We start from the raw sequence: 21970 nt of genomic DNA, 5'->3' as shown, positions 1-21970 counted from the left end.
AAAATCATCGGTTGGCGGGGCCGTGCGGCCGGTCGACCTGTTGCACAATAGTCGCGTTGGCGCCACGCAGGTAACCATGCCGCAAAAATCAAGCCATCCTCATAATTGACACGGACTGTAAATACCCCTTAACGTTTCGTTAATAACAAGGGACAAGCGGGGACAATGATTTCCTCACCAATGGCGAGAACGCTGCGCCTGTGCGCGCTGGCCGGACTTACTGTGGCGGCAGGTTGGGCCAGTTCGGCCTCGGCGGCCGGCCCGATGATAACAGGTGGCCCGACCTCACAGCCGATCGGCCATTATGATTTCTGCAAGAGCTACGCCTCCGAATGCTCGATCCGCCCGAAGGATCTGTCGCCCGCCAGCCTGACCGGCTCGCTGTGGCGCAAGCTGCTCAGCGTCACGGCAAAGGTCAACGCCGCCGTCAAGCCGGAGAGCGACTTCGACATCTACGGCAAGGATGAGGTCTGGGCCTATCCCGACAAGGGCGTTGGCGATTGCGAGGACTATGTCCTGGAAAAGCGCCGTGAGCTGAACCGGCTGGGCGTCTCGTTTGCCGATCTGCTGATGACCGTCGTGCGCAAGCCGGATGGCGAAGGCCACGCCGTGCTGACGGTGCGCACCGACAAGGGCGACTACATCCTTGACAATCTGACCGACCAGGTCCGTTCCTGGGACCAGACCGGCTATCGTTTCCTCAAGCGGCAGGCGATCGACAATACCGGCCGCTGGGTCTCCATCCGCGGCGGCCAGCAGGTTCTGGTCGGCTCGGTCCAGTAACAAGGCAGCTCATTTCGGCCGTGCCAGCGCGGCGCGGATCGACGCAATGATGCGGCGAAGCTCGGCTTCGTCGAGCTTTTCAATGTTGTCGGCCAGGAGATTGGCAAGCTCGGTCGACGCCGGGCTAAGGCCCGACGTGTCGAGCTTGACGCGCGGATGCGAGGTTTCGGCCAGCCGCGCCAGTTCCTCGGCATCGTCCCAAATGATGTTGAAGTAGCCGATGATCTTCTGGATCAGCGTCCAGCTCGGCGCACCGCGGCGGCCGTGTTCCAGCGCCGAGAGATAGGCTGCGCTGACGCCGATGGCCTTGGCCATGTCCTTCTGGCTGACGCCGCGCTCGTTTCGCAGCACGCGAAGCTTTTCGCCGAACGGGGTCACAAGCGCACCTTCATGGATGCATCCTCATAGGTGCGTCCCTCATCGGCATGCCCTCATGAGCGTGCCCGCCGCAAGCGGACATAGAGCGCACCCGAGCCGCCATGTTTGCGGGCGGCATGGTCGTGGCTGGAGACGAGGGGCCGGAAAGCGGGTGTCGACAGCCATGAGGGCACGGCGCGCCGCAAGACGCCATCACCGCCCGACGAAGAGCCCTTGCCGGTGATCACCAGGACGTAGCGGATGCCGCCGGCATGCGCTCGGCACAGGAAGGAAAACAACAGCGAATAGGCTTGGTCCTGGGTCAGGCCATGCAGGTCGACGCGGCCCTCGATCGGCAGCCGGCCCTTCGACAGCTTGTCCAGCGTCGGTTCGTCGAGTGCGTGGGAGACATGCTGCGCCTTCGGCTTTGCGGCCGCGGCAGGATTGCCCGCGCCCTGTGCCGGCGGCGGCGCCTGCCTGGTCTCGTCGATCTCCGGCCCAACGTGTGGAATTTCGACGGCGGTTCTGCCCTTCAGCGGTTTTGCCGTGCGCGCCACCAGGTTCCACAGCACCCGGTCGTCCTCGCTCAGCCTGTCGATGCGCCGGGTCATCGGCCTGCTCCTGAAACCAGCGGCCGGGGGATCAGCGCATAAAAATCGGCGGCGTTCCGGATAACGCCGGCGGTCTCGCCGGCCGCTTCGCCCGACCCGGCAAACAAATCACCACGGGCCGGGCCGGTGATCGCCGAACCGGTGTCCTGCGCGATCATCAGCCGCCGGAACGGTTTTCCGTCGAAAACGGTCAGCGACGGCGCGTCGATATGGAAGGGCGTGCCGAACGTGTGCAGCAGCCGGTCGACGGCGATCGAGCGGCCGGGTGTCAACGGCACCTTGGCGGCAGCAATCGGGCCGAGCTCCCGGTCGTCGACGCCCGTCTCGCGGAAGAAGATATAGGAGCGGTTGCGCCACAGGGTCTCGTCGACCCGCTCCGGATGCGCCTTGAACCAGGCACGGATCGACTGCATCGTCACTTTCTCCGGCGGGATCTCGCCTTCCTCGCTCAGGATCTTGCCCGGGCCGGTAAAGCGCTGGCCGGATTTGGCGGCATAGGTGATGCGGCGAAGCCTGCCATCGGTCATGTTGAGCCGTGCCGCGCCCTGCACGTGAATGAAGAAGGCGTCGACCTTGTCGGCGAGCCAGGCGATTTCCAGCCCTTTTCCGGCAAGCGCGCCGCGTTCGATCTCGCCGCGGTCGAAATATTCGACCGGGCCGTTCGGCGCCGCACGAGCGAAGGCGAGATAAGGATCCAAGCCGGAAGGACGATTGCCGTCGTCGATGTCGACCAGGTCGGCAGGGCGCGCCAGCAACGGTACCGAAAATCGTTCCGTGCGCACCGGCGAGGCTTCGACCTCCGGCTCATAAAAGCCGGTTACCAGGCCGGGACCACCATCTTCGGTATCGATACGGGCCGGAACGAAATGGCGCTCGAAAAAGCTTCGTGCCTGCGACCGATTCGCCGACGAAACGGTACGCGCTTCGGCATAGGCATCGGCAAAGCCATTGTAGTCGACGCCGAGCACGCCGGAGCGGTAGGGTTTGGTCAGGGTATGAAAGGCCGAGCGGCGAAAGGCGTCAAAGGCAGGGAGATGGTCGTCCTCGCCCCAGCCCGGCAATTCGCCAAAGGATTTTTCGCTGAAGGCTCGAGAAAGCGACACGACAGCCTCCGCCGCCGTCCAGTTCAGTCTTCTTCTTCGGTGGCGACGAGCTTCCAGTTCGGATCGCGCGAGCGCGTGTCGCGGGCGAAGGTCCAGACGTCCTTGACCTCCGCGACGGTCTCGGGATCGCCGTCGATGACAGCGCCGGCCTTGTCGCGGGTCGCCGAAATCAGCTCGCTGACAATGCGCAGCGTGATGTGGGCCTCGCTGCCCTTCATCTCGGCCGAAACGATGTCGGCCTTGTCGATGCCGACGAAGGAGGACTGGATCTTTTCGGCTTTCGCCTCACGGTCGCCGATGGCCGCGACGAAGCCGTCATAGACCTCGCGCGACAAAAGGTTCTTCAAGGTTTTGCGGTCGCCATCGGCGTAGGCCATGACGATCATCTCATAAGCCATCTTTGCGCCGTCGACGAAGGTCTTCGGGTCGAACGTCGGATCATTGTCCTTGATCGCCCGCAGGCCCCGGTTGAGATCGGTGTCGGGCTTGGCAAAGGCATCGATCGCCGCATAGGTGTCGGCCGCCGGCTCTCCTGTCAGACGCTTGCGCGGCAGCGAAACCACGTTCTCGGGTTTCTGGGCGGCATCCTTGTCGTTTTTGCGCGCTGCCGTATATGGATCGAAGGGCGGGCGCTCGTTGCCCGTGCGTCGGCCAAGCACGTTGCGCAGCTGGAAGAAGATCACCACCGCCGCAATCAGAAAGAAAATCGTGCCGAAGTCGAAGAAGCCCATATCTTGCGCCGATCAATCCCTGCTTTGGCCGGACCAGCGGCCAAGCAGGGGCCGCGATCACATAGCGTTCGGTATCCAAAGCATATAGAACGCATGGCGCAATCATTCAAATCAAAGGCAGCCATACCTATCTAACAGCTCTGGTGCCAGCGGCGATTGCTCGCCGGCCGGCAAAACATCGAAACGATCGGTCAAGATTTGCGTATCTCGCTGTTTCCCCTGTTCATTCTCGCGCTTCCGCTGCTGGAGATAGCCGGTTTCGTGATTGTCGGCCGCCAGATCGGCGCGCTGGCGACGGTCGGGCTGGTGCTGGCCTCGAGCGTCGCCGGCGCCTTGCTCCTTCGACACCAGGGTTTTGGCGTCATGGCCAGGGTACGTGCCGAAATGGACGCCGGGCGTGATCCGAGCGGCCAGCTTGCGCATGGCGCCATGATCGTGCTGGCCGCGATCCTTTTGATCATCCCCGGCTTCATCTCGGATATTTTCGGCATTCTGCTGTTCCTGCCGCCAGTGCGCGATCTTGCCTGGCGGATGCTGAAAGGCCGCATCGTGCTGGCCACCGATTTCAGCAGTGGTTTGCGGGCAAGGCAACGCGGCAAGATCATCGATCTCGACGACGGCGACTATTCGCGTGCCGACGACCATACGCGCGGACCGGATTCTCCCTGGCGCCGCCTCAAGGACGAATAGCCGCAAAGCAATCAGCGTCTTTTGCAAACTTGTCTTGTCGGACCGGCCATGATAGCGAACGCCCGAATTTCAATCCGGTCAGCAACGCTGCCCAGGCAAAAGGACCACAGCTTATGGCCAGCAACGACGACGCGCCGACCGGCGCAGCCAACGGTAATGGAAATGCGGCGCAGCCTTCGCTCAACGTACTTGCGCAATATGTGAAGGACCTGTCCTTCGAAAGCCCCGGCGCACCTAACTCGCTGCGCGGTCGCGACAAGGCTCCCGGCATCGCTATCAACGTCAACGTCAACGCCAATCCGCTTTCGGACAAGCAGTTCGACGTCAATTTGACGCTGAATGCCAAAGCGTCGTTCGACCAGGAAGTGCTGTTCAATGTCGAACTGGTCTATGGCGGCGTCTTCGCCATCAGCGGCTTCCCGCAGGAGCACATGCTGCCGATCCTGTTCATCGAATGCCCGCGGCTGCTGTTCCCGTTCGCGCGGCAGATCATTGCCGAGGCAACACGCAACGGCGGCTTCCCGCCGCTGATGCTGGACCCGATCGATTTCGCGCAGATGTTCCAGCAGAAGCTGGCCGAGGACCAGGCTGCCGCCAAAGTCAAGGTGAGCTGAGCGCGGCTGCTAGCGTTTGAAAACCCGGCCTTGCGCCGGGGTTTTTTGTTTGAGACGTCGGCGGGACAGCGCCCCCCTCTGTCCTGTCAAAATCACTACGCCGCGGAACTCGCTTCCTGGGCGACCCGCAGCCAGAGCGCCTTTTCGCCCAATGTGCCAACCATGCCCGCGTGCGCGGTGCGCTCGGCGTCGGTCAGGCGCGACGGCAAGGCGATCGGCCTGACGCCGATCGAAATATCGATGTCTTCGACATTCTGCCTGCCGCCCGTCGGAGTCAGGATGCTGTCGAGGATAAGGCTTGCCTGCTTGCCACCGATGAGCTCGATATAGACCTCGGCCAGCAATTCCGAATCGAGCAGCGCGCCGTGCTTGGTGCGGCGGCCGTTGTCGATGCCATAGCGGCGGCAGAGCGCGTCGAGCGAATTGGGGCCCATCGGATGCTTGCGGCGCGCCAGCGCCAGCGTGTCGACGATCCGTCCCGGATCGATGGCCGGATGGCCAAGCCGGCCGAATTCGAGATTAAGGAAGCCGATGTCGAAGCCGGCATTGTGCGCGACCAGTTTGGCGCCGTCGATGAAGGTCAGAAACTCCTCGGCGATCTCCATGAAAGTCGGCTTGCCGACGAGATCGGCGGCGCTGATGCCGTGCACGGCCTGCGCCTCGTGATGGATCTGGCGGCCTTGCGGGTTGATATATTTGTGGAAGGTTCGGCCGGTCGGGAAACGGTTGACCAACTCGACGCCGCCAAGCTCGATGACGCGGTCCTCGCGCGTGTCGAGGCCGGTGGTTTCCGTATCGAAGATGATCTCACGCATCGAATCAGTCCACTGGTGCCGGCATCATTCTAGCCGAATCACACCAGGAACAAAATGGCAACAACTAATGTGGGTCTGCAAGCCTCTTAACCAGGCCTGGCTGCCTTATCCACGACTAGTTCGGCGATGATGGCCTTGACGGCTGCGCGAGCGGCGTCAAAGCCCTGACCGGTGTCGATGACAAAGTCGGCGCGCCGGCGCTTTTCGGCGTCGGGAACCTGCCTGGCCAGGATCGACGCCAGTTTCTCCTCGTTCATGCCCGGACGCGCCAGCACGCGGGCGCGCTGAACTTCAGGCGGCGCGGTGACGACCACGACCTTGTCGACGCGGTTCCCGCCGCCGGTCTCGAACAGCAGCGGTATATCGAGCACGGCAAGCGGCGCGCCGGCGGCACGATTTTCAGCCAGGAACGCATCGGCATCGGCACGGACCAGCGGATGGATGATCGCTTCCAGCCGTTTCAGCGCGGGGGCGTCGCCGAGCACCCGCGCCGCCAGTGCCGCGCGGTCGACCGCACCGGATCTGGTGATGCCGGGAAAGGCCGCCTCGACCAAGGGCGCGGCCTTGCCGGCATAAAGGCGATGCACAGCCTCGTCGGAATCATGGACCGGCACGCCGGCTTCGGCAAACATCTTGGCCGTGGTCGATTTGCCCATGCCGATCGATCCGGTGAGGCCGAGCACGATCATTTTATCGCGCCGATATCGGCAATAACTATTTGCCGCAGTTCGGCGGTGACTTCTGGCCTGATGCCGAACCAGCGCTCGAAGCCGGGCACCGCCTGGTGCAGTAGCATGCCGAGCCCATCGACGGTTCTCAGGCCGCGCGCTTTGGCGGTGGCAAGCAGCGGCGTCTCCAGCGGCACGTAGACGATGTCGGTGACGATGGCGCGGTCCGGCAGTCTGCCCGGATCCGCGGACAGGCCTTCATTGCCATGCATGCCGAGCGCTGTCGTGTTGACCAGCAGGCCGGCATCTTCGAGGAATTCGCCGGTCGCCGCCATGCCATGGGCGGAGACGCCGGCACCGAAGCGGTCGCGCAGCTCCTGCGCCCTCGCAAGCGTCCGGTTGACGATGCGGATGTCGTTGATGCCGCGCTGCTTCAGCGCATGGATGACCGCGCGAGCGGCGCCGCCGGCACCGAGCACCACGGCGGGGCCGTTGGCCGCCCAGCCCGGTGCATATTCGTCCAGATTGGCGGCAAAGCCATGGGCATCGGTGTTGCCGCCCCACAATTCGCCATTCTCGAACCACAGCGTATTGACCGCACCGATCTGTTCGGCGTCGGCGTCACGCCGCTCGGCCAAGGCGAAGGCGGCTTCCTTGTGCGGGATGGTGACGTTGCCGCCGCGATAGCCTTGTGCCTGCAGCGTCTGCAAGAATTCGGCAAAGGCCTCCGGTGCAACGTCAATGGCCTCGTAGACGCCGTCGATGCCGTATTTCGCCAGCCAATGGCCGTGGATCTTCGGAGACCTGGAATGGGCGATCGGGTGGCCGGTGACGAAGGCTTTTTTCGAGGCCTCAGCCATCGATCGCCCCGAACTCACGCAGCTTGGCCAGCACCGGCAAGAGTGGCAGGCCGACAATGGTAAAATAGTCGCCTTCGATTTTTTCGAATAGCTGGATGCCTTCGCCTTCGATCTGGTAGGCGCCGACGCTGGACAACGCCTTGGCGCCGACGCGCGCCAGATGGCGGCCGATGAAGGCCGGATCGAGCTTGCGCATAGTCAGACTGGCGATGCCGACATGCCGCCACAGAACCTGGCCGTCACGGGCGAGCACGACGGCGCTGTTGAGATGATGCGTCTTGCCCGACAGCGCCAGCAGATGACGGCGCGCCCCTTCCATGTCGGCCGGCTTGTGGAACAACTCGTCACCGAGGGACAGCGTCTGGTCGCAGCCGAGCACCAGGGCGCCGGGCCTGCGCTCGCTGACTTCGGTGGCCTTGGCTTCGGCGAGCACCAGGGCGACGTCCTGCGGCGACACGCCACTATTCTGCAGCGGCGCCTCCAGCGCGCGCTCATCGACAGAAGCCGGAACCGCTTCGGCAGTGACGCCGGCATTGACGAGCAGCGCCTTGCGGAACGGGCTGCCCGAGGCAAGGATGATTTTTTCGGTCATTTTTTCGCCCGTTTCCTGGCGCTCACTAGGGTGTGTCGAGATTCAGGCCAGGCCGAGTCGAGAATGGTGGGTTCCGAGAACCGGAACGGAGCGGACATTTGGGTCCGTGAGTACCGGAAGCGCAGGAAACCGCCGTTCGCAGGCCGGCATCACCTGAATATCGACATGCCCTACCGCGTCTTGCCGCGCAGGGCAACGATGGCCGCCGCCGTCTCCTCGATCGAACGGCGGCTGACGTCGATCATCGGCCAGCCATGCCGCGTGCATATCTGGCGGGCATAGGCGAGCTCTTCGGCGATCGCGGCACGGTCGACATAGTCGGTCGGTTCGTAGGCACTGGTGCCGAGAATGCGGTTCTGCCGGACCTGCGAGATCCGTTCGGCGGTGGCGACCAGGCCGACGATCAGCGGCCGCGTGGCATTGACCAGGCTTTCGGGCACCGGCACGCCGAGCACGATCGGGATGTTGGCGGTCTTGATGCCGCGATTGGCGAGATAGATGCTGGTCGGCGTCTTCGAGGTGCGGGAGATGCCGACGAGCACGATGTCGGCATCATCCATATTGGCCGGCAGCTGGCCATCGTCATGCTCCATGGTGAAGTTGAGCGCGTCGATGCGGCGGAAATATTCGGCGTCCAGCACATGCTGGGCACCGACGCGGCGGCCGGCAGGCGTGCCGAGATAGGACTGGAACACCGTCAGCACCGGTTCCAGCACCGAGACGCAAGGCAGGCCCATCGCCGCGCAGCGTTCGTCGATGCCGCGGGCAAGCTTCTGGTCGACCACCGTGTAGAGGATGATGCCTGGCTCCTCTTCGATGTCCTCGAACACCTTCGTCACCTGCTTTTCGGTGCGAATGAGCGGATAGATATGTTCGATGGCGCGCGCATCCTTGTATTGCGCGGAAGCCGCGCGGCCGGCAGCCAGCAGCGTTTCGCCGGTCGCGTCGGAAATCAGGTGAAGATGAAAGAAGCTTTGCGGTTTGTTCACAGGATACATTCCAGGCTGTGGGCCGATGTGGATAAGCCGGGCGGAAAACTCGGCCACCGCAAAGCGACTGTATCAGATGCCGGTTTGTCCACAATTCGATGTGCTGTCGGCTTCTCCGGGCGGTTGGGGACAAGTCCGGGGACGGAGCTTTTTGCCTTCGCTTCATCCACAGGGGCAATTTCCCTGGCGTGGCGGCAACGCATTGACTCCAGTCGTAAATTCGCGGTTTTCCACAAAGTCCTGCAATCCCGCTGGAGAAGCGCGCGACAATATGCTGGCTGGTCTTTTCCAGGACAAAGCGGGACAGGAGACAACCACCACAACCAACAGACTCTTAGAATCATAAGATTCCTAAACATAGAATATTTAATTATAGGGAAGCCTGGAAAGGCTAGCGCTCAATGCCTCAAGACCGGATCGTGCTGGACGTGTTGAGAGGCAAGACGGTGTTTCCGCCACCGGTCTGGATGATGCGCCAGGCCGGCCGCTATCTGCCGGAATACCGGGAGACGAGGAGGTGGGCCGGATCCTTCCTCGATCTTTGTTACGACCCGGATCTCGCCGTCGAAGTGACGCTGCAGCCGATCGAACGCTTCGGCTTCGATGCATCGATCCTGTTTTCCGACATCCTTGTCGTTCCGCATGCGCTAGGCCGCGACGTGCGCTTCGAGGAAGGACGCGGCCCGTTGCTGACGCCGATCACGGCTGTGGAGATCGAGGCTCTCGACGGCGAAACGTTTCACGTGAATCTCGAGCCGGTCTACGAGACGGTGCGGCGATTGCGCGCCAGACTGCCCGATGAAACGACGCTGATCGGCTTCTGCGGTGCGCCCTGGACAGTGGCGACCTACATGATTGCCGGCCACGGTACGCCCGACCAGGCGCCGGCCAGGCTGTTCGCCTATCGCGAGCCGGCGGCCTTTCTTCGGCTGCTGAAGGTGCTCGCCGATCATTCGGCTGCCTATCTGATCCGCCAGATCGAAGCCGGCGCCGATGTGGTGCAGATCTTCGATTCGTGGTCAGGCGTGCTCGACGAAGCGTCGTTCGAATTGTTCTGCGTCGAGCCGGTGGCCGAGATCGTTCGGCAAGTGAAGGCTGTCCATCCCAATGTTCCGATCATCGGCTTTCCCAAGGGCGCGGGAGACCACTATCGAAGCTATCGCCAGCAGACCGGCGTGACCGGGCTGGGCCTCGACTGGACCGTGCCCTTGTCGACGGCGAAGGAATTGCAGCGCGACGGCGCCGTGCAGGGCAATCTCGATCCGCTGAGGCTCGTAGTCGGCGGCAAGGCGCTTGCCGACGGCGTAGCGGCGATCCTGAAGGCGCTGGGCGACGGACCACTGATCTTCAACCTCGGCCACGGCATCACGCCGGAGACGCCGCTGGCGCATGTCGAGCAGATGGTGAAACTGGTGCGGAGCGCATCGTGACGATGATGGGCGCAGACAACGCGAACAGCGGTCGAGGGGCGATGCACCGCGCGGCAATTGGGATCGCCATCTTCCTGGTGCTGGCCGGGCTGCTGTTTTTCTTCGGGCCCGATGATTTCTATCCCTGGGCGAAGGCGATCCATGTGATTGCCGTCATCTCCTGGATGGCGGGCATGCTCTATCTGCCGCGCTTGTTGGTCTATCATGCTGATGCCGAAAAAGGCTCCGTCCAGTCGGAGACTTTCAAGGTGATGGAGCGCCGCCTGCTGCGCGGCATCATCAATCCGGCAATGGTGATTACCTGGGCATTCGGCCTGTGGCTCGCCTGGAAAGGCTTTGGTTTTCAGGGCGGCTGGCTGCATGCCAAGATCGCTGCGGTGGTTGGTCTGTCGGCCGTGCATGGCTATCTCGCCGGCGCCGTTCGCAAATTTGCCGAAGACCGCAATGAAAAATCGGCAAGGCACTGGCGGATCGTCAATGAGATCCCTACATTGCTGATGATCGTCATCGTCGTCCTGGTTATCGTAAAACCGTTCTGACGTCCTCGGTTGCCCGCAAAAGGCGGCTTGCTCTTTCAACCGACCGACGATAAAAGACGGGTCTTCCTTCCCGTCATGCGCCGCCCATTTATCGCTTCGGCCGCGCCCGGCATTTGTCGCATCCCGCCGATATTTTTCCCAAAGCTTACTCAGAGTCCGTCTAATGATGCAAGAAATGAAGCTCACAGAGTTCAAGAACAAGAAACCACCAGAGCTGATCGCTTATGCGGAATCGCTCGAGGTCGAGAACGCCAGCGTCATGCGCAAGCAGGAGCTGATGTTCGCGATCCTGAAGAGACTGGCGACCCAGGATATCGAGATCATCGGCGACGGCGTCGTCGAAGTGCTGCAGGACGGTTTTGGCTTCCTGCGCTCCGCCAATGCCAACTATTTGCCAGGCCCCGACGATATCTACATTTCACCATCGCAGATCCGGCGGTTCTCACTGAAGACCGGCGATACGGTCGAAGGGCCGATCCGCAGCCCGAAAGAGGGCGAGCGCTATTTCGCGCTGCTCAAGGTCAACACGATCAATTTCGACGACCCTGAAAAAATCCGCCACAAGATCCATTTCGACAATCTGACGCCGCTTTATCCGACCTCGCGGCTGAAGATGGAGATGGAGGTTCCGACCTCTAAGGATATTTCGGCGCGCGTCATCGACCTGGTGGCGCCGCTCGGCAAGGGCCAGCGCGCCCTGATCGTGGCGCAGCCGCGCACCGGCAAGACGGTGCTGTTGCAGAACATCGCCCATTCGATCACCACCAACCACCCGGAATGCTACCTGATCGTGCTTCTGATTGACGAGCGGCCGGAGGAAGTCACCGACATGCAGCGCTCGGTGAAGGGCGAGGTCGTCTCCTCGACCTTCGACGAGCCGGCGGTTCGCCACGTCCAGGTTGCCGAAATGGTCATCGAGAAGGCCAAGCGCCTCGTCGAGCACGGCCGCGACGTTGTCATCCTGCTGGATTCGATCACCCGCCTCGGCCGCGCCTACAACACCGTCGTGCCGTCATCCGGCAAGGTGCTGACCGGCGGTGTCGACGCCAACGCGCTGCAGCGGCCGAAGCGCTTCTTCGGTGCTGCCCGCAATATCGAGGAAGGCGGTTCGCTGACCATCATCGCCACCGCGCTGATCGACACCGGCAGCCGCATGGACGAAGTCATCTTCGAAGAGTTCAAGGGCACCGGCAATTCGGAAATCGTGCTCGATCGCAAGGTGGCGGACAAGCGCATCTACCCGGCCATGGACATCCTCAAGTCCGGCACCCGCAAGGAGGACCTTCTGGTTCCGCGCCAGGACCTGCAGAAGATCTTCGTGTTGCGCCGCATCCTGGCGCCGATGGGAACAACCGACGCCATCGAGTTCCTGATCGACAAGCTCAAGCAGACCAAGACCAATGCGGATTTCTTCGATTCGATGAACACGTAGGGTTGCGGGCCTTCCCTTCTCCCTTGTGGGAGAAGGTGGCCGAGCGAAGCTCGGTCGGATGAGGGTGCTCCAGCTTGGCTATGACGGCACTCCGTCCAACACCCCTCAACCGTCTCGGCGCTGCGCACCAATCCACCTTCTCCCACAACGGAGAAGGGACGGAGCGCCAGGTCCATCACCGCCGCAGCATCCGTTCCAGCTCCTCAGCTTCCGTTATCACTGGCAGGCAGACCTGCCCGGTGCAGAGCCAGGCGCCGGGCTTTTCGGTTGGTGGCAGGACGCCGCCTGGCAGCGTCGGCAGGTTTGTCGCAGAGCCGACGGGCACGACGATGTCCACCCGGCGCGGGTCCGGATTTCGATTCGCAACCGGAACAAGCCTTGGATTCTCAGATCTATCCACGATCACCAATTTCAACGGCTCGAACGCCAAGGTACAGGCATTGACTATACCCGCCTGGCCATAGCCCTGGTGCTCAGCCCGCCCGGCTGCATGCTCGGCGACCGTCCCGGCTTTTTCCCAGAGATCGAGATCGCCGGTCAGCGACGACAATCGGACCAGGGCTTCGATGATTTGGCCGGTAGCGGAAGGAATGGCTTCGTCGACATCGCCGCGGATGCGGATGGGCACATCCGCGCTGTCGGACGCGGTCAGATAGTAGCCGGTCTTGTCGCTGTCCCGGTGCCAGAGATCGAGTTGCCCGATGAATTTCCTGGCGCGATCGATATAGTCGGGATTGCCGGTCGCCTCGAACAGTGAGATGGCTGCATTGGCCATGGCCGCATAGTCGCTCGACAGCGCGGGAAACAATTTCTTTTCCCCGAGCATGGAATGCGGCAGGCGGGCGTCGCGGGCGGCGCCCGCAATGGCGGCAAAGGCCGCTTCCGACGCTTCGATCCAGTCGGATCGGCCAAGCGATCGTCCGGCCTCGGCAAGGGCTGCGATCGTCAACCCGTTCCAGTCGGTCAGGGCCTTGCCGTCACGCCCGGGCCGAACGCGCTGTTCCCTCGCTGCCAGCAGCCTCTGCTTGAGCGGAACCAGGAGGTCTTGATCGACGACGCTTTGTATTTGCTGGGCTTCGGTTTGGTGGATGATCGGCTTGCCTTCCCAGCCATGCGGATCGGCAAGTGTGAAGTATTTGAAAAACAAGGCTGATTCGTAGCCAAGGGCGGTCTCGATTTCATCCCTGCTCCAGGTGTAGAACAACCCCTCCTCGCCCTCGCTATCGGCATCGAGGCTGGCGGCAAAGGCACCGCCCTCGGCCCTCATTTCGCGCAACAGCCAGGCGACCGTCTCTTCGATTCGCAGCCGGAATAATTCCTTGCCGGTCGCCGCGTAGGCCCAGTTGCATAGCCGGACGAGCTGGGCATTGTCATAGAGCATTTTTTCGAAATGCGGCACCAGCCATTCGGCGTCGGTCGAGTAGCGGCTGAGTCCGCCGCCTATATGGTCGTAGATGCCGCCGGCCAGCATCTTTTCGAGGCTGAGGAGAACGGCGTCGCGGTGGGATGCGGTGCCGTCGCGCAGCCAGGACAGCCAGAGGCTCTGCATGAAGGGCGCGTTGGGGAATTTCGGCGCGCCGCGCAGGCCGCCCAGCTCGCGGTCGATCATGCCGTCAATGCCGTTGGCGAACTTTGCCAGCATGCCGCGGTCGAGTACGGCCTTGGCATGGCTGCCCGCCAGCCGCGTCTCGACATGCGTGCTCAAGCCGTCGGCACTTTGGTTAACGCTTTCTTTCTTCTCCCGCCAAGCCTTGTCAACCGCCTCCAGCACCTGGACAAAGCCCGGCCGGCCGTAGCGGGCCTCGCGCGGAAAGTAGGTGCCGCCCCAGAACGGCTTGCCGTCCGGGGTCAGGAACATGGTCAGCGGCCAGCCGCCTTGCTCGCCCATCGAGGACAATGCCGCCATATAGATCTGGTCGATGTCGGGCCGCTCCTCGCGGTCCACCTTGATATTGACGAAGAGACGGTTCATGACGGCGGCGACGTCGTCGTTCTCGAAGCTCTCATGCGCCATGACGTGGCACCAATGGCACGCGGCGTAGCCGACAGAGAGCAGGATCGGGCGCTGCAGCGCCTTTGCTTCGGCCAGAGCGGCGGGCGACCACGGCCGCCAGTGCACCGGATTGCCGCTGTGCTGCTGCAGATAGGGGCTGGCCTCTTCGGCAAGCAGGTTTTGTGCAGGCAAGGTCACGGCGCTACTCGATGGCGGATTGAACAGGCATAGCTAGGGCGCTTCGGCAGAGCGGGCAAATGATTTTAAAAGACTCCATCGTAGCGCTATCGAGCGGGCGCCTGCCGGCCGGCATTGCGGTGATCCGGATTTCCGGGCCGCAGAGTCGATTCGTTGTCGAAACGATTTCCGGATCGACCGTGCCGAACCGCGTGGCCACCTATCGCAAGCTCCGGGCGCGCGACGGATCGGTGCTGGACAGCGGCCTGGTTGTCTTCTTTGCCGGGCCCGACAGTTTCACCGGCGAGGACGTCGCCGAGTTCCACGTGCATGGCGGACGCGCCGTCGTGGCGAGGATGCTGGAAACGATCGCCGGCTTCGATGGCGTCAGGCATGCCGAGCCTGGCGAATTCACCCGCCGCGCCTTTCTCAACGGCAAGCTCGATCTGGTCGAGACCGAGGCGCTGGCCGATCTCATCAACGCCGAGACCGAAGCGCAGCGGCGTTTTGCCGTTCACAACGCTCAGGGCGTGCAGAGCGAACTCTATCTGGGCTGGCGCCGACGGCTGATCCACGCCCGGGCGATGATCGAGGCCGAGATCGATTTTGCCGACGAGGACGACGTGCCGGGTTCGGTCGCCGATTCGGTCTGGTCCGATGTTCAGGCCATGATCGACGAAATCGAGCGCCATGTCGCCGGCTTTCGTGCCGCCGAAATCCTCCGCGACGGGTTCGAAGTCGTCATCCTTGGCGCGCCGAATGCCGGCAAGTCCAGCCTGTTCAACGCTTTGGCGCGGCGCGAAGCGGCCATCGTCACCGACGAGCCCGGCACGACCCGCGACCTGCTTGAGGTTGTACTGGACCTGGAAGGCGTGCGGGTCAGGGTAACCGACACCGCCGGTCTGCGCGAGGCGCCCGGCAAGATTGAGGCGATTGGCATCGAGAAGGCCAGAACCAAGGCGCACAGCGCTGATCTGCTGTTGCTGCTGGAGGATCTGGCGGAGCCAGTCGCGATCGGTGTGGTGCCGAGCGGCATTCCGGCGCTGAGGGTCGGAACAAAAATTGACCTGTTGGGCGGCAAGTCACCCTCGCCCACGGCGCACTATGATTTCGCCATCTCGACGCGGGACGGCACGGGTCTGGCCGAATTGCTGGACGAGATCGGGCGTCGTGCCGCAGCGCAGATCGGCAAGGCCGGCGATATCCTGCCGTCGCGGCTGCGGCACGTCGAGTTGCTCAACGAGACGAAACGCTTCCTGGTCGCAGCAGGGGCCAGTGGTCATCGCGGGCAGGAGCTACGGGCCGAGGAACTGCGCCTGGCAGCGGATCGGCTTGGACGAATCGTCGGGGCGGTCGATGTCGAGGATATGCTGGACGTTATCTTTTCGCAGTTCTGTATCGGCAAATGACTCACGTGAAACGTTGCAAGCAACAGTGACGGAAGCCGAGCGACGGCGCTCCTTCGCTGTCCCGCCGATGTTCTGCGCCACCGAAGGGACCAACGCCATGACTCACGTGAAACACCAGGGCCCCGATACCGCCACATTGTTTCACGTGAAACGAGCACTGTTCTTGACAGCATGTGGCTGTGGGCACATGTGTCGGCAGATTTGAATCGGAATACACAAATGACCAATCGCTACGATGTGGTTGTGGTAGGCGGCGGCCATGCTGGGTGCGAGGCCGCAAGCGCCGCTGCGCGGGCTGGCGCCAGAACGGCGCTGGTGACGCTGCGCTTCGACACGATCGGCGTGATGTCCTGCAATCCGGCGATCGGCGGCCTCGGCAAGGGCCATCTGGTTCGCGAGATCGATGCCATGGACGGGCTGATGGGGCGCGTTGCCGATGCGGCCGGCATCCAGTTCCGGCTGCTCAACCGCCGCAAAGGGCCGGCGGTACGTGGTCCGCGGACGCAAGCCGACAGAAAGCTCTATCGTCTTGCCATGCAGGCGGCAATCCGCCAGCAGGCCGGGCTCGAGGTCATCGAAGGCGAGGTGCTGGACTTCGAAATCAACGGCAGGGAAATCAACGACGGAGAAATCGACGACAGACGCATCGCGGCGGTGCTGCTGGCGGATGGACGCCGGCTCGCCTGCGGCGCCGTGGTGCTGACGACCGGCACTTTCTTGCGCGGGCTGATCCATATCGGCGAGAAGAAGATCGTCGCCGGCCGCATGAACGAGCAGGCGAGCGCCGGCCTGTCGGCGACAATGAGCCGCGCCGGCTTCAAGCTCGGGCGGCTGAAGACCGGCACGCCGCCGCGGCTGGACGGCAGGACGATCGATTGGGCGTCGCTGGAGAGCCAGGCGGCGGACGAAGATCCCGTACCGTTCTCGCTGCTCACCGAGCGCATCGAAAACCCGCAGATCCATTGCGGCATTACCCGAACGACCAATGCCACGCATGAGCTGATTCGCGCCAATCTCGGCCGCTCGGCGATGTATTCGGGGTCAATCGAAGGCGTCGGGCCGCGCTACTGCCCGTCGATCGAAGACAAGATCGTCAAATTCGGCGACCGCGACGGCCACCAGATCTTTCTGGAGCCGGAAGGGCTGGACGACGACACGGTGTACCCGAACGGCATCTCGACTTCGCTGCCGGAAGATGTGCAACTGGATATTCTAAAGACCATTCCAGGGCTGGAGCGGGCAACCATGCTGCAGCCGGGCTATGCCATCGAATATGACCATGTCGACCCGCGCGAGCTCAAGCCAACGCTGGAGACAAAGCGGATCGGCGGGCTTTTCCTCGCCGGGCAGATCAACGGCACCACCGGCTACGAGGAGGCCGGCGCGCAAGGGCTGCTCGCCGGCCTCAACGCGGCGCGCAAGGCTTCGGTGAGCGATGAAATCGTGCTCAGCCGCACCGAAGCCTATATCGGGGTGATGGTCGACGATTTGACCAGCCGCGGCATCGCCGAACCCTACCGCATGTTCACCTCGCGCGCCGAGTTCCGGCTATCTTTGCGAGCCGACAACGCCGATGAGCGGCTGACGCCGCTGGCGATGAGACTGGGGATTGCCTCGCCCGAGCGGATGCAGCGGTTCAACAATGTCGTGCAAGACCTTGAGAAGGCGCGACAGCTCGCCCTCGGCACCACCATGACTCCCAATGAGGCGGCGCGCCATGGGCTCGAGATCAACCGGGACGGCGTCCGTCGCTCGGCCTATGAGTTGCTGGCCTATCCCGGCGTCGACATCGCCTGGCTGGCGCGGATCGAACCGGCTTTCGCGGCGATCGACAGCAAAACGGCCGAACGTCTTGAAACGGAAGCTAAATATTCTGTCTATCTCGACCGCCAGCAGGCAGACGTCTCGCAGATCAGGCATGAGGAGAGCCGGCTGATTCCCGAATCGCTCGACTTTGCCTCTGTTCCCGGCCTGTCCAATGAATTGAGGCAGAAGATGCTGGCACGCCAGCCGCGCTCCATTGCCGATGCGCAGCGTATGGAGGGCATGACGCCGGCGGCGCTGGCGATCATCGTCGCCCATGTGCGCAATGCCGAGGCGGCTGCGCGAAAGCAGGTCGCGTGAGCGCTGCGTCCTGGGCAAACCTGCAGGCGGCAGCGGGCCCGGTTTCACGTGAAACATTCGATCGCCTGGTCGCGTTCGAGGCCGTCTTCCAGAAATGGAACCGCCGGATCAATCTCGCCGCGCAATCGACGCAGGACGATGTCTGGCGCCGCCACATCCTCGACAGCGCGCAGCTGGCGCGAATCAAACCAGAGGCGAAGCGCTGGGTCGATCTGGGCTCCGGCGGCGGGTTTCCCGGCCTAGTGCTGGCATTTTTGCTCGCCGAGCGGGAAGGCGCCAGCATCGATCTTGTTGAAAGCAACCGGAAAAAAGCATCGTTCCTGCAAACGGTGGTCGGAAAGTTCAATCTGCCCGCCAAGGTCATCGCGCGCCGCATCGACGATAGCTATCCTCTTGTTCCTGCACCGCAAATCGTCACAGCTAGGGCACTCGCATCGCTGCCCGACTTGCTCGACCTGGCGGCGCCGTGGCTGACCAAGGGGTCGCATGGCCTGTTTCACAAAGGCAGGGATTACCGCGCCGAAGTGGCAGAAAGCGCTCAACGATGGTCTTTCGATCTGGTAGAACATGCCAGTGCAACCGACGCGCAGGGCGTCATTCTCGAAGTATCCGACTTGCGACCGCACCCTGGCTTGTGACCGGCGACCCCAAATGAATTTCTGGCCCAAATGAATTTCTGGCATAGACCCATGATGAAGAACGGCCCCCGAATCATCACCGTCGCCAACCAGAAAGGCGGCGTCGGCAAGACGACGACGGCCATCAACCTGGCCACCGCATTGGCGGCCATAGGCGAACAGGTGCTGATCGTCGACCTCGACCCGCAGGGCAACGCCAGCACCGGGCTTGGCATCGACCGGCGCGACCGCACCGTCTCCTCCTATGATGTGCTGACCGGCGAACTGGACCTCGAAGCGGCGGCAATCCCGACGGCGGTGCCCGGCCTGTCGATCGTGCCGTCGACGCTCGACCTGCTCGGCATCGAGATGGAAATCGCCTCGGCGCCGGATCGGGTGCTGCGGCTGCGCAACGCGCTGCGGGCTTCGGCCGCGCGCTCGGCCAATTTCGGCTATGTGCTGATCGATTGCCCGCCCTCGCTCAACCTGCTGACACTGAATTCGATGGCTGCGGCAGATTCGGTGCTGGTGCCGCTGCAGTGCGAGTTTTTCGCGCTGGAGGGCCTGAGCCAGCTTTTGGAGACGGTCGAGCAGGTGCGCCGTTCGATCAACCCCGACCTGACGATCCAGGGCATCGTGCTAACCATGTTTGACGGCCGCAACAATCTCGCCAACCAGGTGGTGCAGGATGTCCGGGCGCATATGGGCGACAAGGTCTATGAGACCGTCATTCCGCGCAATGTCCGCGTTTCCGAGGCGCCGTCCTATGGCAAGCCGGCGATTCTCTACGACCTCAAATGCTCGGGCAGCCAGGCCTATCTGCAGCTTGCCTCGGAAGTGATCCGCCGCGAGCGCAAATTGCGGGCCGCCTGAACGATAAGCCGATTCGACACCGAAACGATCTGGACGGACGATGAACGAAGACCCTTCGAGAAAAAGACTGGGACGGGGACTGGCGGCGCTGATCGGCGAAATCGATCGCCCGGCGGCTCCGGAAAAGCCCGGGCTGGCGGCCGACGGCAAGGTGCCGATCGAGTTCCTCAGCCCCAACCCCAAGAACCCGCGCCGGCATTTTGGCGACGCCGACCTGACCGACCTCGCCCAGTCGATCCGCGAACATGGCGTGGTGCAGCCGGTGGTGGCGCGGCCGTCGAAAACCCAAACGGGCCGCTACGAGATCATCGCCGGCGAGCGTCGTTGGCGCGCGGCGCAACGCGCCGGGCTGACCGAAATCCCGATCATCGTACGCGACGTCAACGACCGCACGGCGCTCGAGCTGGCGATCATCGAAAACGTCCAGCGCACCGACCTCAACCCGGTCGAGGAAGCGTTGGGCTACCAGCAGCTGATCGACGACCACGGCTACACCCAGGCCGATCTCGGCCAGGTGATCGGCAAGAGCCGCAGCCATGTCGCCAACACGTTGAGACTGCTCAAGCTGCCCGACGTGATCCGCGACATGCTGGTCGACGGCGCGCTCTCGGCAGGCCACGCCCGTACCCTGGTGACGGCCGACGACCCGGCCGGGCTCGCCAAGCGGATCATCGATGAAGGGCTTTCGGTGCGTCAGGCCGAGGCGCTGGCGCAAATGCCGGTCGGCGCGCCGGCGGCAAAGCGCCCGCCCGCAGCGCCGCCGCAAAAGGATGCCGACACGCTGGCGCTGGAAAAATTGATGACCAATACGATCGGCATGATCGTCACGATCGAGCACAACCAGCGCGGCGGCGTGATCAGCGTCGCTTACCGGACGCTGGAGCAGCTTGACGAGCTTTGCCGAAGGCTGAAGCGGGAGTAGGTAGGCTACTAAAGATCGCGGTATTTAGCCGGCAAATGAAGTAGACTAAGTGAGTCAATAAAGGCCAGCCATTGCGTCGGCCGTTTTCTCTTTGAGACATTGGCGGTTGGCGAAATCGCTGAAGCCGTCAATCTCCCCCTTGAGGGAGTCACTATAACGGGAGCAATGCCCGGCAGGCCAGAAGGGGTCGTCTCACATCAAGCGCCCACGTCGTCTGTCGTCGCGGAAGGCGCTGGCGCCTTGCGCTCGCCGACCCCTCTGTCGCCTTCGGCGACGTCTCCCCCTCGAAGGGGGAGATCAGGCTCGCTGCGCCAGCCTTGCGCTCTCCACGGCAATGCCGAGCAGGGCCTGGCGCGCCAGCGCGACCGACAGATCCGGCCTCCGGCGTGTCTGCAGGACCGCCGTCTGCAGGCGGTTGAGTGCGCGGCCGAGCGCTTCGCTGCTCCAGCGTTCGAGGGCTTTCTCCACCAGCTTGCGCCGGGAGAAAAAAACCGGCGGGCGCGCCGCGGCAACGACCGAAGCGGCATTGCGGCCGCCGGCGTCCATCTGGCCGCGCATGGCCTGGATCGTCTGCAGCTGCCGCATCGCCGATGAAAGCACCAGGAAGGGCTGGCCGCCGGACTGGCAATGGCGGGTAAAGGCGGTGTCGAAGTCGGCGATCCTGCCTTCGAGCAGGGCGTCCACCGCCGCATCGAAGGAGAGGCCTGAGACGTCGCCAGACGTCGCCTTGACGTCGTCAAGGCCGATTTCGGCCTGGCCATGCGCATAAAGCACAAGCTTTTCGATCTCGCCGCGCGAGGCCAGCCGGTCGCCGCCGAGATTGCGGCGCAGCGCCTGCCGGGCCTCCAGCGTCATCGACATGCCGGCCTTGCGCAGTTCGTCGTCGATGACCGTGTCGATATCCCTGGCTTCATCGGCATAGCAAGGCAATGCCATGGCATTATCCGCCGCCTCCACCACGGCGCGCAGGCCGACGCCCTTCTTCAGGTCGCCGGCCTCGATAAGGATGATGGCGTCCCGCGCGGGCTCCGACATCAGCGCCTTGACGTCGTCGGCAAGCGCCTTTTGGGCGCCGGCATTGCGCACCCATAGCAGGCGCCGCTCCGAAAACATCGGCACGGTGCGGGCCTCGTCGAGCAGGCGGCCCTCGTCGCGATCGACTTCCGAACCGTCCAGCCTGACCACCGAGAACGGATCGTCAAGCGGCAGGCCGGTCTTGGCGGCAAAGGCCTTTGCCCGCTCAGCAACCAGCCCGCGATCGGGACCGTAAAGCAGCACGATCGAGACGCGCGGATCCGGCTTCGCGAGCCATGCATCGACTTCGTATGCTTTCTTCTGTGCCATGGGCGCTGATTAGCACGAGGCGGGCGCGGGGTGAACGGAGGGATTGGCGGGATTGTATCGAGACGCCTATAGGACAGCGCCCCCTCTGTTCTATAGGCGCGAAGGAACTCGACAGAGGGATCTTGCCAGCAGGAATCCCTTCTCATGCGCCAGATCGGGCCGGACCATTCGGCAAATTGCGCATGGCGGAGGAAGATCGACAAGAAATTTCGCGGACATATCTTCATCTTGACGAGTGCTGGCCGGCGCGGTCGTTGGCCCGAAGCTGCGCCCGGCGAATTGGCACTGGTCCGGCGG

At 63.2% G+C, this 21970-nt stretch carries 22 protein-coding genes; 11 read left to right on the top strand and 11 right to left on the bottom strand.

All coding sequences use genetic code 11. From position 1 onward, the window contains the following. Nucleotides 1-165: 165 nt before the first annotated feature. Nucleotides 166-783: a transglutaminase-like cysteine peptidase gene (locus tag NMG46_RS12630; RefSeq protein ID WP_254817960.1), complete on the top strand. Its 618-nt coding sequence runs from the start codon at nt 166-168 to the stop codon at nt 781-783. Nucleotides 784-792: 9 nt separating this feature from the next. On the opposite strand, the gene NMG46_RS12625 is transcribed toward NMG46_RS12630, so the two are convergent. The 4 genes from NMG46_RS12625 to NMG46_RS12610 are packed head-to-tail and all read right to left on the bottom strand — an operon-like array spanning nt 793 to nt 3585. Next, the gene (locus NMG46_RS12625; RefSeq protein ID WP_254817959.1) at nt 793-1161 is read right to left on the bottom strand and encodes a helix-turn-helix transcriptional regulator; all 369 of its coding nucleotides are present in this window, start codon (nt 1159-1161) and stop codon (nt 793-795) included. Between the two features lie 53 nt (nt 1162-1214). Next, nucleotides 1215-1751: a Smr/MutS family protein gene (locus NMG46_RS12620; protein WP_254817958.1), complete on the bottom strand. Its 537-nt coding sequence runs from the start codon at nt 1749-1751 to the stop codon at nt 1215-1217. Further along, the gene (locus NMG46_RS12615) at nt 1748-2854 is read right to left on the bottom strand and encodes a murein transglycosylase A (RefSeq protein WP_254817957.1); all 1107 of its coding nucleotides are present in this window, start codon (nt 2852-2854) and stop codon (nt 1748-1750) included. Before NMG46_RS12615 ends, NMG46_RS12620 begins: the two co-directional genes overlap by 4 nt. A gap of 23 nt (nt 2855-2877) precedes the next feature. Beyond that, nucleotides 2878-3585, bottom strand: a complete 708-nt coding sequence (locus NMG46_RS12610; RefSeq protein WP_254817956.1) for a Tim44/TimA family putative adaptor protein — start codon at nt 3583-3585, stop codon at nt 2878-2880. Between the two features lie 198 nt (nt 3586-3783). On the opposite strand from NMG46_RS12610, the gene NMG46_RS12605 reads away from it, so the two are divergent. Together NMG46_RS12605 and secB are read left to right on the top strand one after the other, a co-directional pair. Beyond that, nucleotides 3784-4275, top strand: a complete 492-nt coding sequence (locus tag NMG46_RS12605) for an FxsA family protein (protein ID WP_254817955.1) — start codon at nt 3784-3786, stop codon at nt 4273-4275. Between the two features lie 113 nt (nt 4276-4388). Further along, complete coding sequence (gene secB / locus NMG46_RS12600; RefSeq protein WP_254817954.1) at nt 4389-4889, top strand: protein-export chaperone SecB; 501 nt, start codon at nt 4389-4391, stop codon at nt 4887-4889. A gap of 95 nt (nt 4890-4984) precedes the next feature. Here the strand turns inward: secB and dnaQ are convergent, their stop codons facing one another. The 5 genes from dnaQ to NMG46_RS12575 all read right to left on the bottom strand — a co-directional run bounded on the left by dnaQ (nt 4985) and on the right by NMG46_RS12575 (nt 8813). Then, complete coding sequence (dnaQ, locus tag NMG46_RS12595; RefSeq protein WP_254817953.1) at nt 4985-5704, bottom strand: DNA polymerase III subunit epsilon; 720 nt, start codon at nt 5702-5704, stop codon at nt 4985-4987. A gap of 86 nt (nt 5705-5790) precedes the next feature. Further along, on the bottom strand, nt 5791-6393 hold the full coding sequence (gene coaE / locus NMG46_RS12590; protein ID WP_254817952.1) for a dephospho-CoA kinase: 603 nt from the start codon (nt 6391-6393) through the stop codon (nt 5791-5793). Next, a complete protein-coding gene (locus NMG46_RS12585) occupies nt 6390-7232 on the bottom strand; it encodes a shikimate dehydrogenase (protein ID WP_254817951.1) in 843 nt (280 codons plus the stop codon). The genes coaE and NMG46_RS12585 overlap by 4 nt, the downstream gene beginning before the upstream one ends. Next, entirely contained in the window at nt 7225-7824 is a 600-nt protein-coding gene (locus tag NMG46_RS12580) for a Maf-like protein (RefSeq protein WP_254817950.1), read from the bottom strand. Before NMG46_RS12580 ends, NMG46_RS12585 begins: the two co-directional genes overlap by 8 nt. Before the next feature lie 170 nt (nt 7825-7994). Continuing rightward, on the bottom strand, nt 7995-8813 hold the full coding sequence (locus tag NMG46_RS12575) for a pyruvate, water dikinase regulatory protein (protein ID WP_254817949.1): 819 nt from the start codon (nt 8811-8813) through the stop codon (nt 7995-7997). 401 nt (nt 8814-9214) lie between these two features. On the opposite strand from NMG46_RS12575, the gene hemE reads away from it, so the two are divergent. The 3 genes from hemE (at nt 9215) to rho (ending at nt 12214) form a co-directional block, all read left to right on the top strand. Continuing rightward, nucleotides 9215-10243, top strand: coding sequence for a uroporphyrinogen decarboxylase (hemE, locus tag NMG46_RS12570; protein WP_254817948.1), 1029 nt, complete (start codon nt 9215-9217; stop codon nt 10241-10243). A 2-nt stretch (nt 10244-10245) separates the two neighbouring features. Further along, complete coding sequence (hemJ, locus tag NMG46_RS12565; protein WP_254818076.1) at nt 10246-10782, top strand: protoporphyrinogen oxidase HemJ; 537 nt, start codon at nt 10246-10248, stop codon at nt 10780-10782. 166 nt (nt 10783-10948) lie between these two features. Then, a complete protein-coding gene (gene rho / locus NMG46_RS12560; protein ID WP_023675925.1) occupies nt 10949-12214 on the top strand; it encodes a transcription termination factor Rho in 1266 nt (421 codons plus the stop codon). Nucleotides 12215-12389: 175 nt separating this feature from the next. Here the strand turns inward: rho and NMG46_RS12555 are convergent, their stop codons facing one another. Then, nucleotides 12390-14405 (bottom strand): thioredoxin domain-containing protein, encoded by a 2016-nt coding sequence (locus tag NMG46_RS12555; protein ID WP_254817947.1) that lies wholly within the window; start codon nt 14403-14405, stop codon nt 12390-12392. Nucleotides 14406-14464: 59 nt separating this feature from the next. Between NMG46_RS12555 and mnmE the strand changes: the two genes are divergently transcribed. The 5 genes from mnmE (at nt 14465) to NMG46_RS12530 (ending at nt 20329) form a co-directional block, all read left to right on the top strand. Next, nucleotides 14465-15793 (top strand): tRNA uridine-5-carboxymethylaminomethyl(34) synthesis GTPase MnmE, encoded by a 1329-nt coding sequence (gene mnmE, locus NMG46_RS12550; RefSeq protein ID WP_254817946.1) that lies wholly within the window; start codon nt 14465-14467, stop codon nt 15791-15793. Nucleotides 15794-16012: 219 nt separating this feature from the next. Further along, complete coding sequence (gene mnmG / locus NMG46_RS12545) at nt 16013-17917, top strand: tRNA uridine-5-carboxymethylaminomethyl(34) synthesis enzyme MnmG (protein WP_254817945.1); 1905 nt, start codon at nt 16013-16015, stop codon at nt 17915-17917. Then, nucleotides 17914-18555 carry a 16S rRNA (guanine(527)-N(7))-methyltransferase RsmG gene (gene rsmG / locus NMG46_RS12540; protein WP_254817944.1) on the top strand — a complete coding sequence of 214 codons (642 nt, stop codon included), beginning with the start codon at nt 17914-17916 and terminating at the stop codon, nt 18553-18555. The genes mnmG and rsmG overlap by 4 nt, the downstream gene beginning before the upstream one ends. 51 nt (nt 18556-18606) lie before the next feature. Then, complete coding sequence (locus NMG46_RS12535) at nt 18607-19407, top strand: ParA family protein (protein WP_254817943.1); 801 nt, start codon at nt 18607-18609, stop codon at nt 19405-19407. A 40-nt stretch (nt 19408-19447) separates the two neighbouring features. Beyond that, nucleotides 19448-20329, top strand: a complete 882-nt coding sequence (locus NMG46_RS12530; protein ID WP_254817942.1) for a ParB/RepB/Spo0J family partition protein — start codon at nt 19448-19450, stop codon at nt 20327-20329. Between the two features lie 297 nt (nt 20330-20626). Here the strand turns inward: NMG46_RS12530 and holA are convergent, their stop codons facing one another. Continuing rightward, nucleotides 20627-21673: a DNA polymerase III subunit delta gene (gene holA, locus NMG46_RS12525; RefSeq protein ID WP_254817941.1), complete on the bottom strand. Its 1047-nt coding sequence runs from the start codon at nt 21671-21673 to the stop codon at nt 20627-20629. Between the last annotated feature and the right edge of the window lie 297 nt (nt 21674-21970).

It is taken from the genome of Mesorhizobium sp. LMG 17147 (assembly GCF_024297145.1).
Classification (GTDB): Bacteria; Pseudomonadota; Alphaproteobacteria; order Rhizobiales; family Rhizobiaceae; genus Mesorhizobium.
This window is presented reverse-complemented; position numbering and strand designations above follow the sequence as displayed.

What these genes read in the sequence shown, in the direction of transcription:
- NMG46_RS12585 (WP_254817951.1), bottom strand. Translation starts at nt 7,232, where the DNA reads ATGGCTGAGGCCTCGAAAAAAGCCTTCGTCACCGGCCACCCGATCGCC.
- dnaQ (WP_254817953.1), bottom strand. Translation starts at nt 5,704, where the DNA reads ATGCGTGAGATCATCTTCGATACGGAAACCACCGGCCTCGACACGCGC.
- NMG46_RS12530 (WP_254817942.1), top strand. Translation starts at nt 19,448, where the DNA reads ATGAACGAAGACCCTTCGAGAAAAAGACTGGGACGGGGACTGGCGGCG.
- secB (WP_254817954.1), top strand. Translation starts at nt 4,389, where the DNA reads ATGGCCAGCAACGACGACGCGCCGACCGGCGCAGCCAACGGTAATGGA.
- NMG46_RS12535 (WP_254817943.1), top strand. Translation starts at nt 18,607, where the DNA reads ATGATGAAGAACGGCCCCCGAATCATCACCGTCGCCAACCAGAAAGGC.
- NMG46_RS12610 (WP_254817956.1), bottom strand. Translation starts at nt 3,585, where the DNA reads ATGGGCTTCTTCGACTTCGGCACGATTTTCTTTCTGATTGCGGCGGTG.
- mnmG (WP_254817945.1), top strand. Translation starts at nt 16,013, where the DNA reads ATGACCAATCGCTACGATGTGGTTGTGGTAGGCGGCGGCCATGCTGGG.
- hemE (WP_254817948.1), top strand. Translation starts at nt 9,215, where the DNA reads ATGCCTCAAGACCGGATCGTGCTGGACGTGTTGAGAGGCAAGACGGTG.
- hemJ (WP_254818076.1), top strand. Translation starts at nt 10,246, where the DNA reads ATGATGGGCGCAGACAACGCGAACAGCGGTCGAGGGGCGATGCACCGC.
- NMG46_RS12620 (WP_254817958.1), bottom strand. Translation starts at nt 1,751, where the DNA reads ATGACCCGGCGCATCGACAGGCTGAGCGAGGACGACCGGGTGCTGTGG.
- mnmE (WP_254817946.1), top strand. Translation starts at nt 14,465, where the DNA reads ATGATTTTAAAAGACTCCATCGTAGCGCTATCGAGCGGGCGCCTGCCG.
- holA (WP_254817941.1), bottom strand. Translation starts at nt 21,673, where the DNA reads ATGGCACAGAAGAAAGCATACGAAGTCGATGCATGGCTCGCGAAGCCG.
- coaE (WP_254817952.1), bottom strand. Translation starts at nt 6,393, where the DNA reads ATGATCGTGCTCGGCCTCACCGGATCGATCGGCATGGGCAAATCGACC.
- NMG46_RS12580 (WP_254817950.1), bottom strand. Translation starts at nt 7,824, where the DNA reads ATGACCGAAAAAATCATCCTTGCCTCGGGCAGCCCGTTCCGCAAGGCG.
- rho (WP_023675925.1), top strand. Translation starts at nt 10,949, where the DNA reads ATGCAAGAAATGAAGCTCACAGAGTTCAAGAACAAGAAACCACCAGAG.
- NMG46_RS12630 (WP_254817960.1), top strand. Translation starts at nt 166, where the DNA reads ATGATTTCCTCACCAATGGCGAGAACGCTGCGCCTGTGCGCGCTGGCC.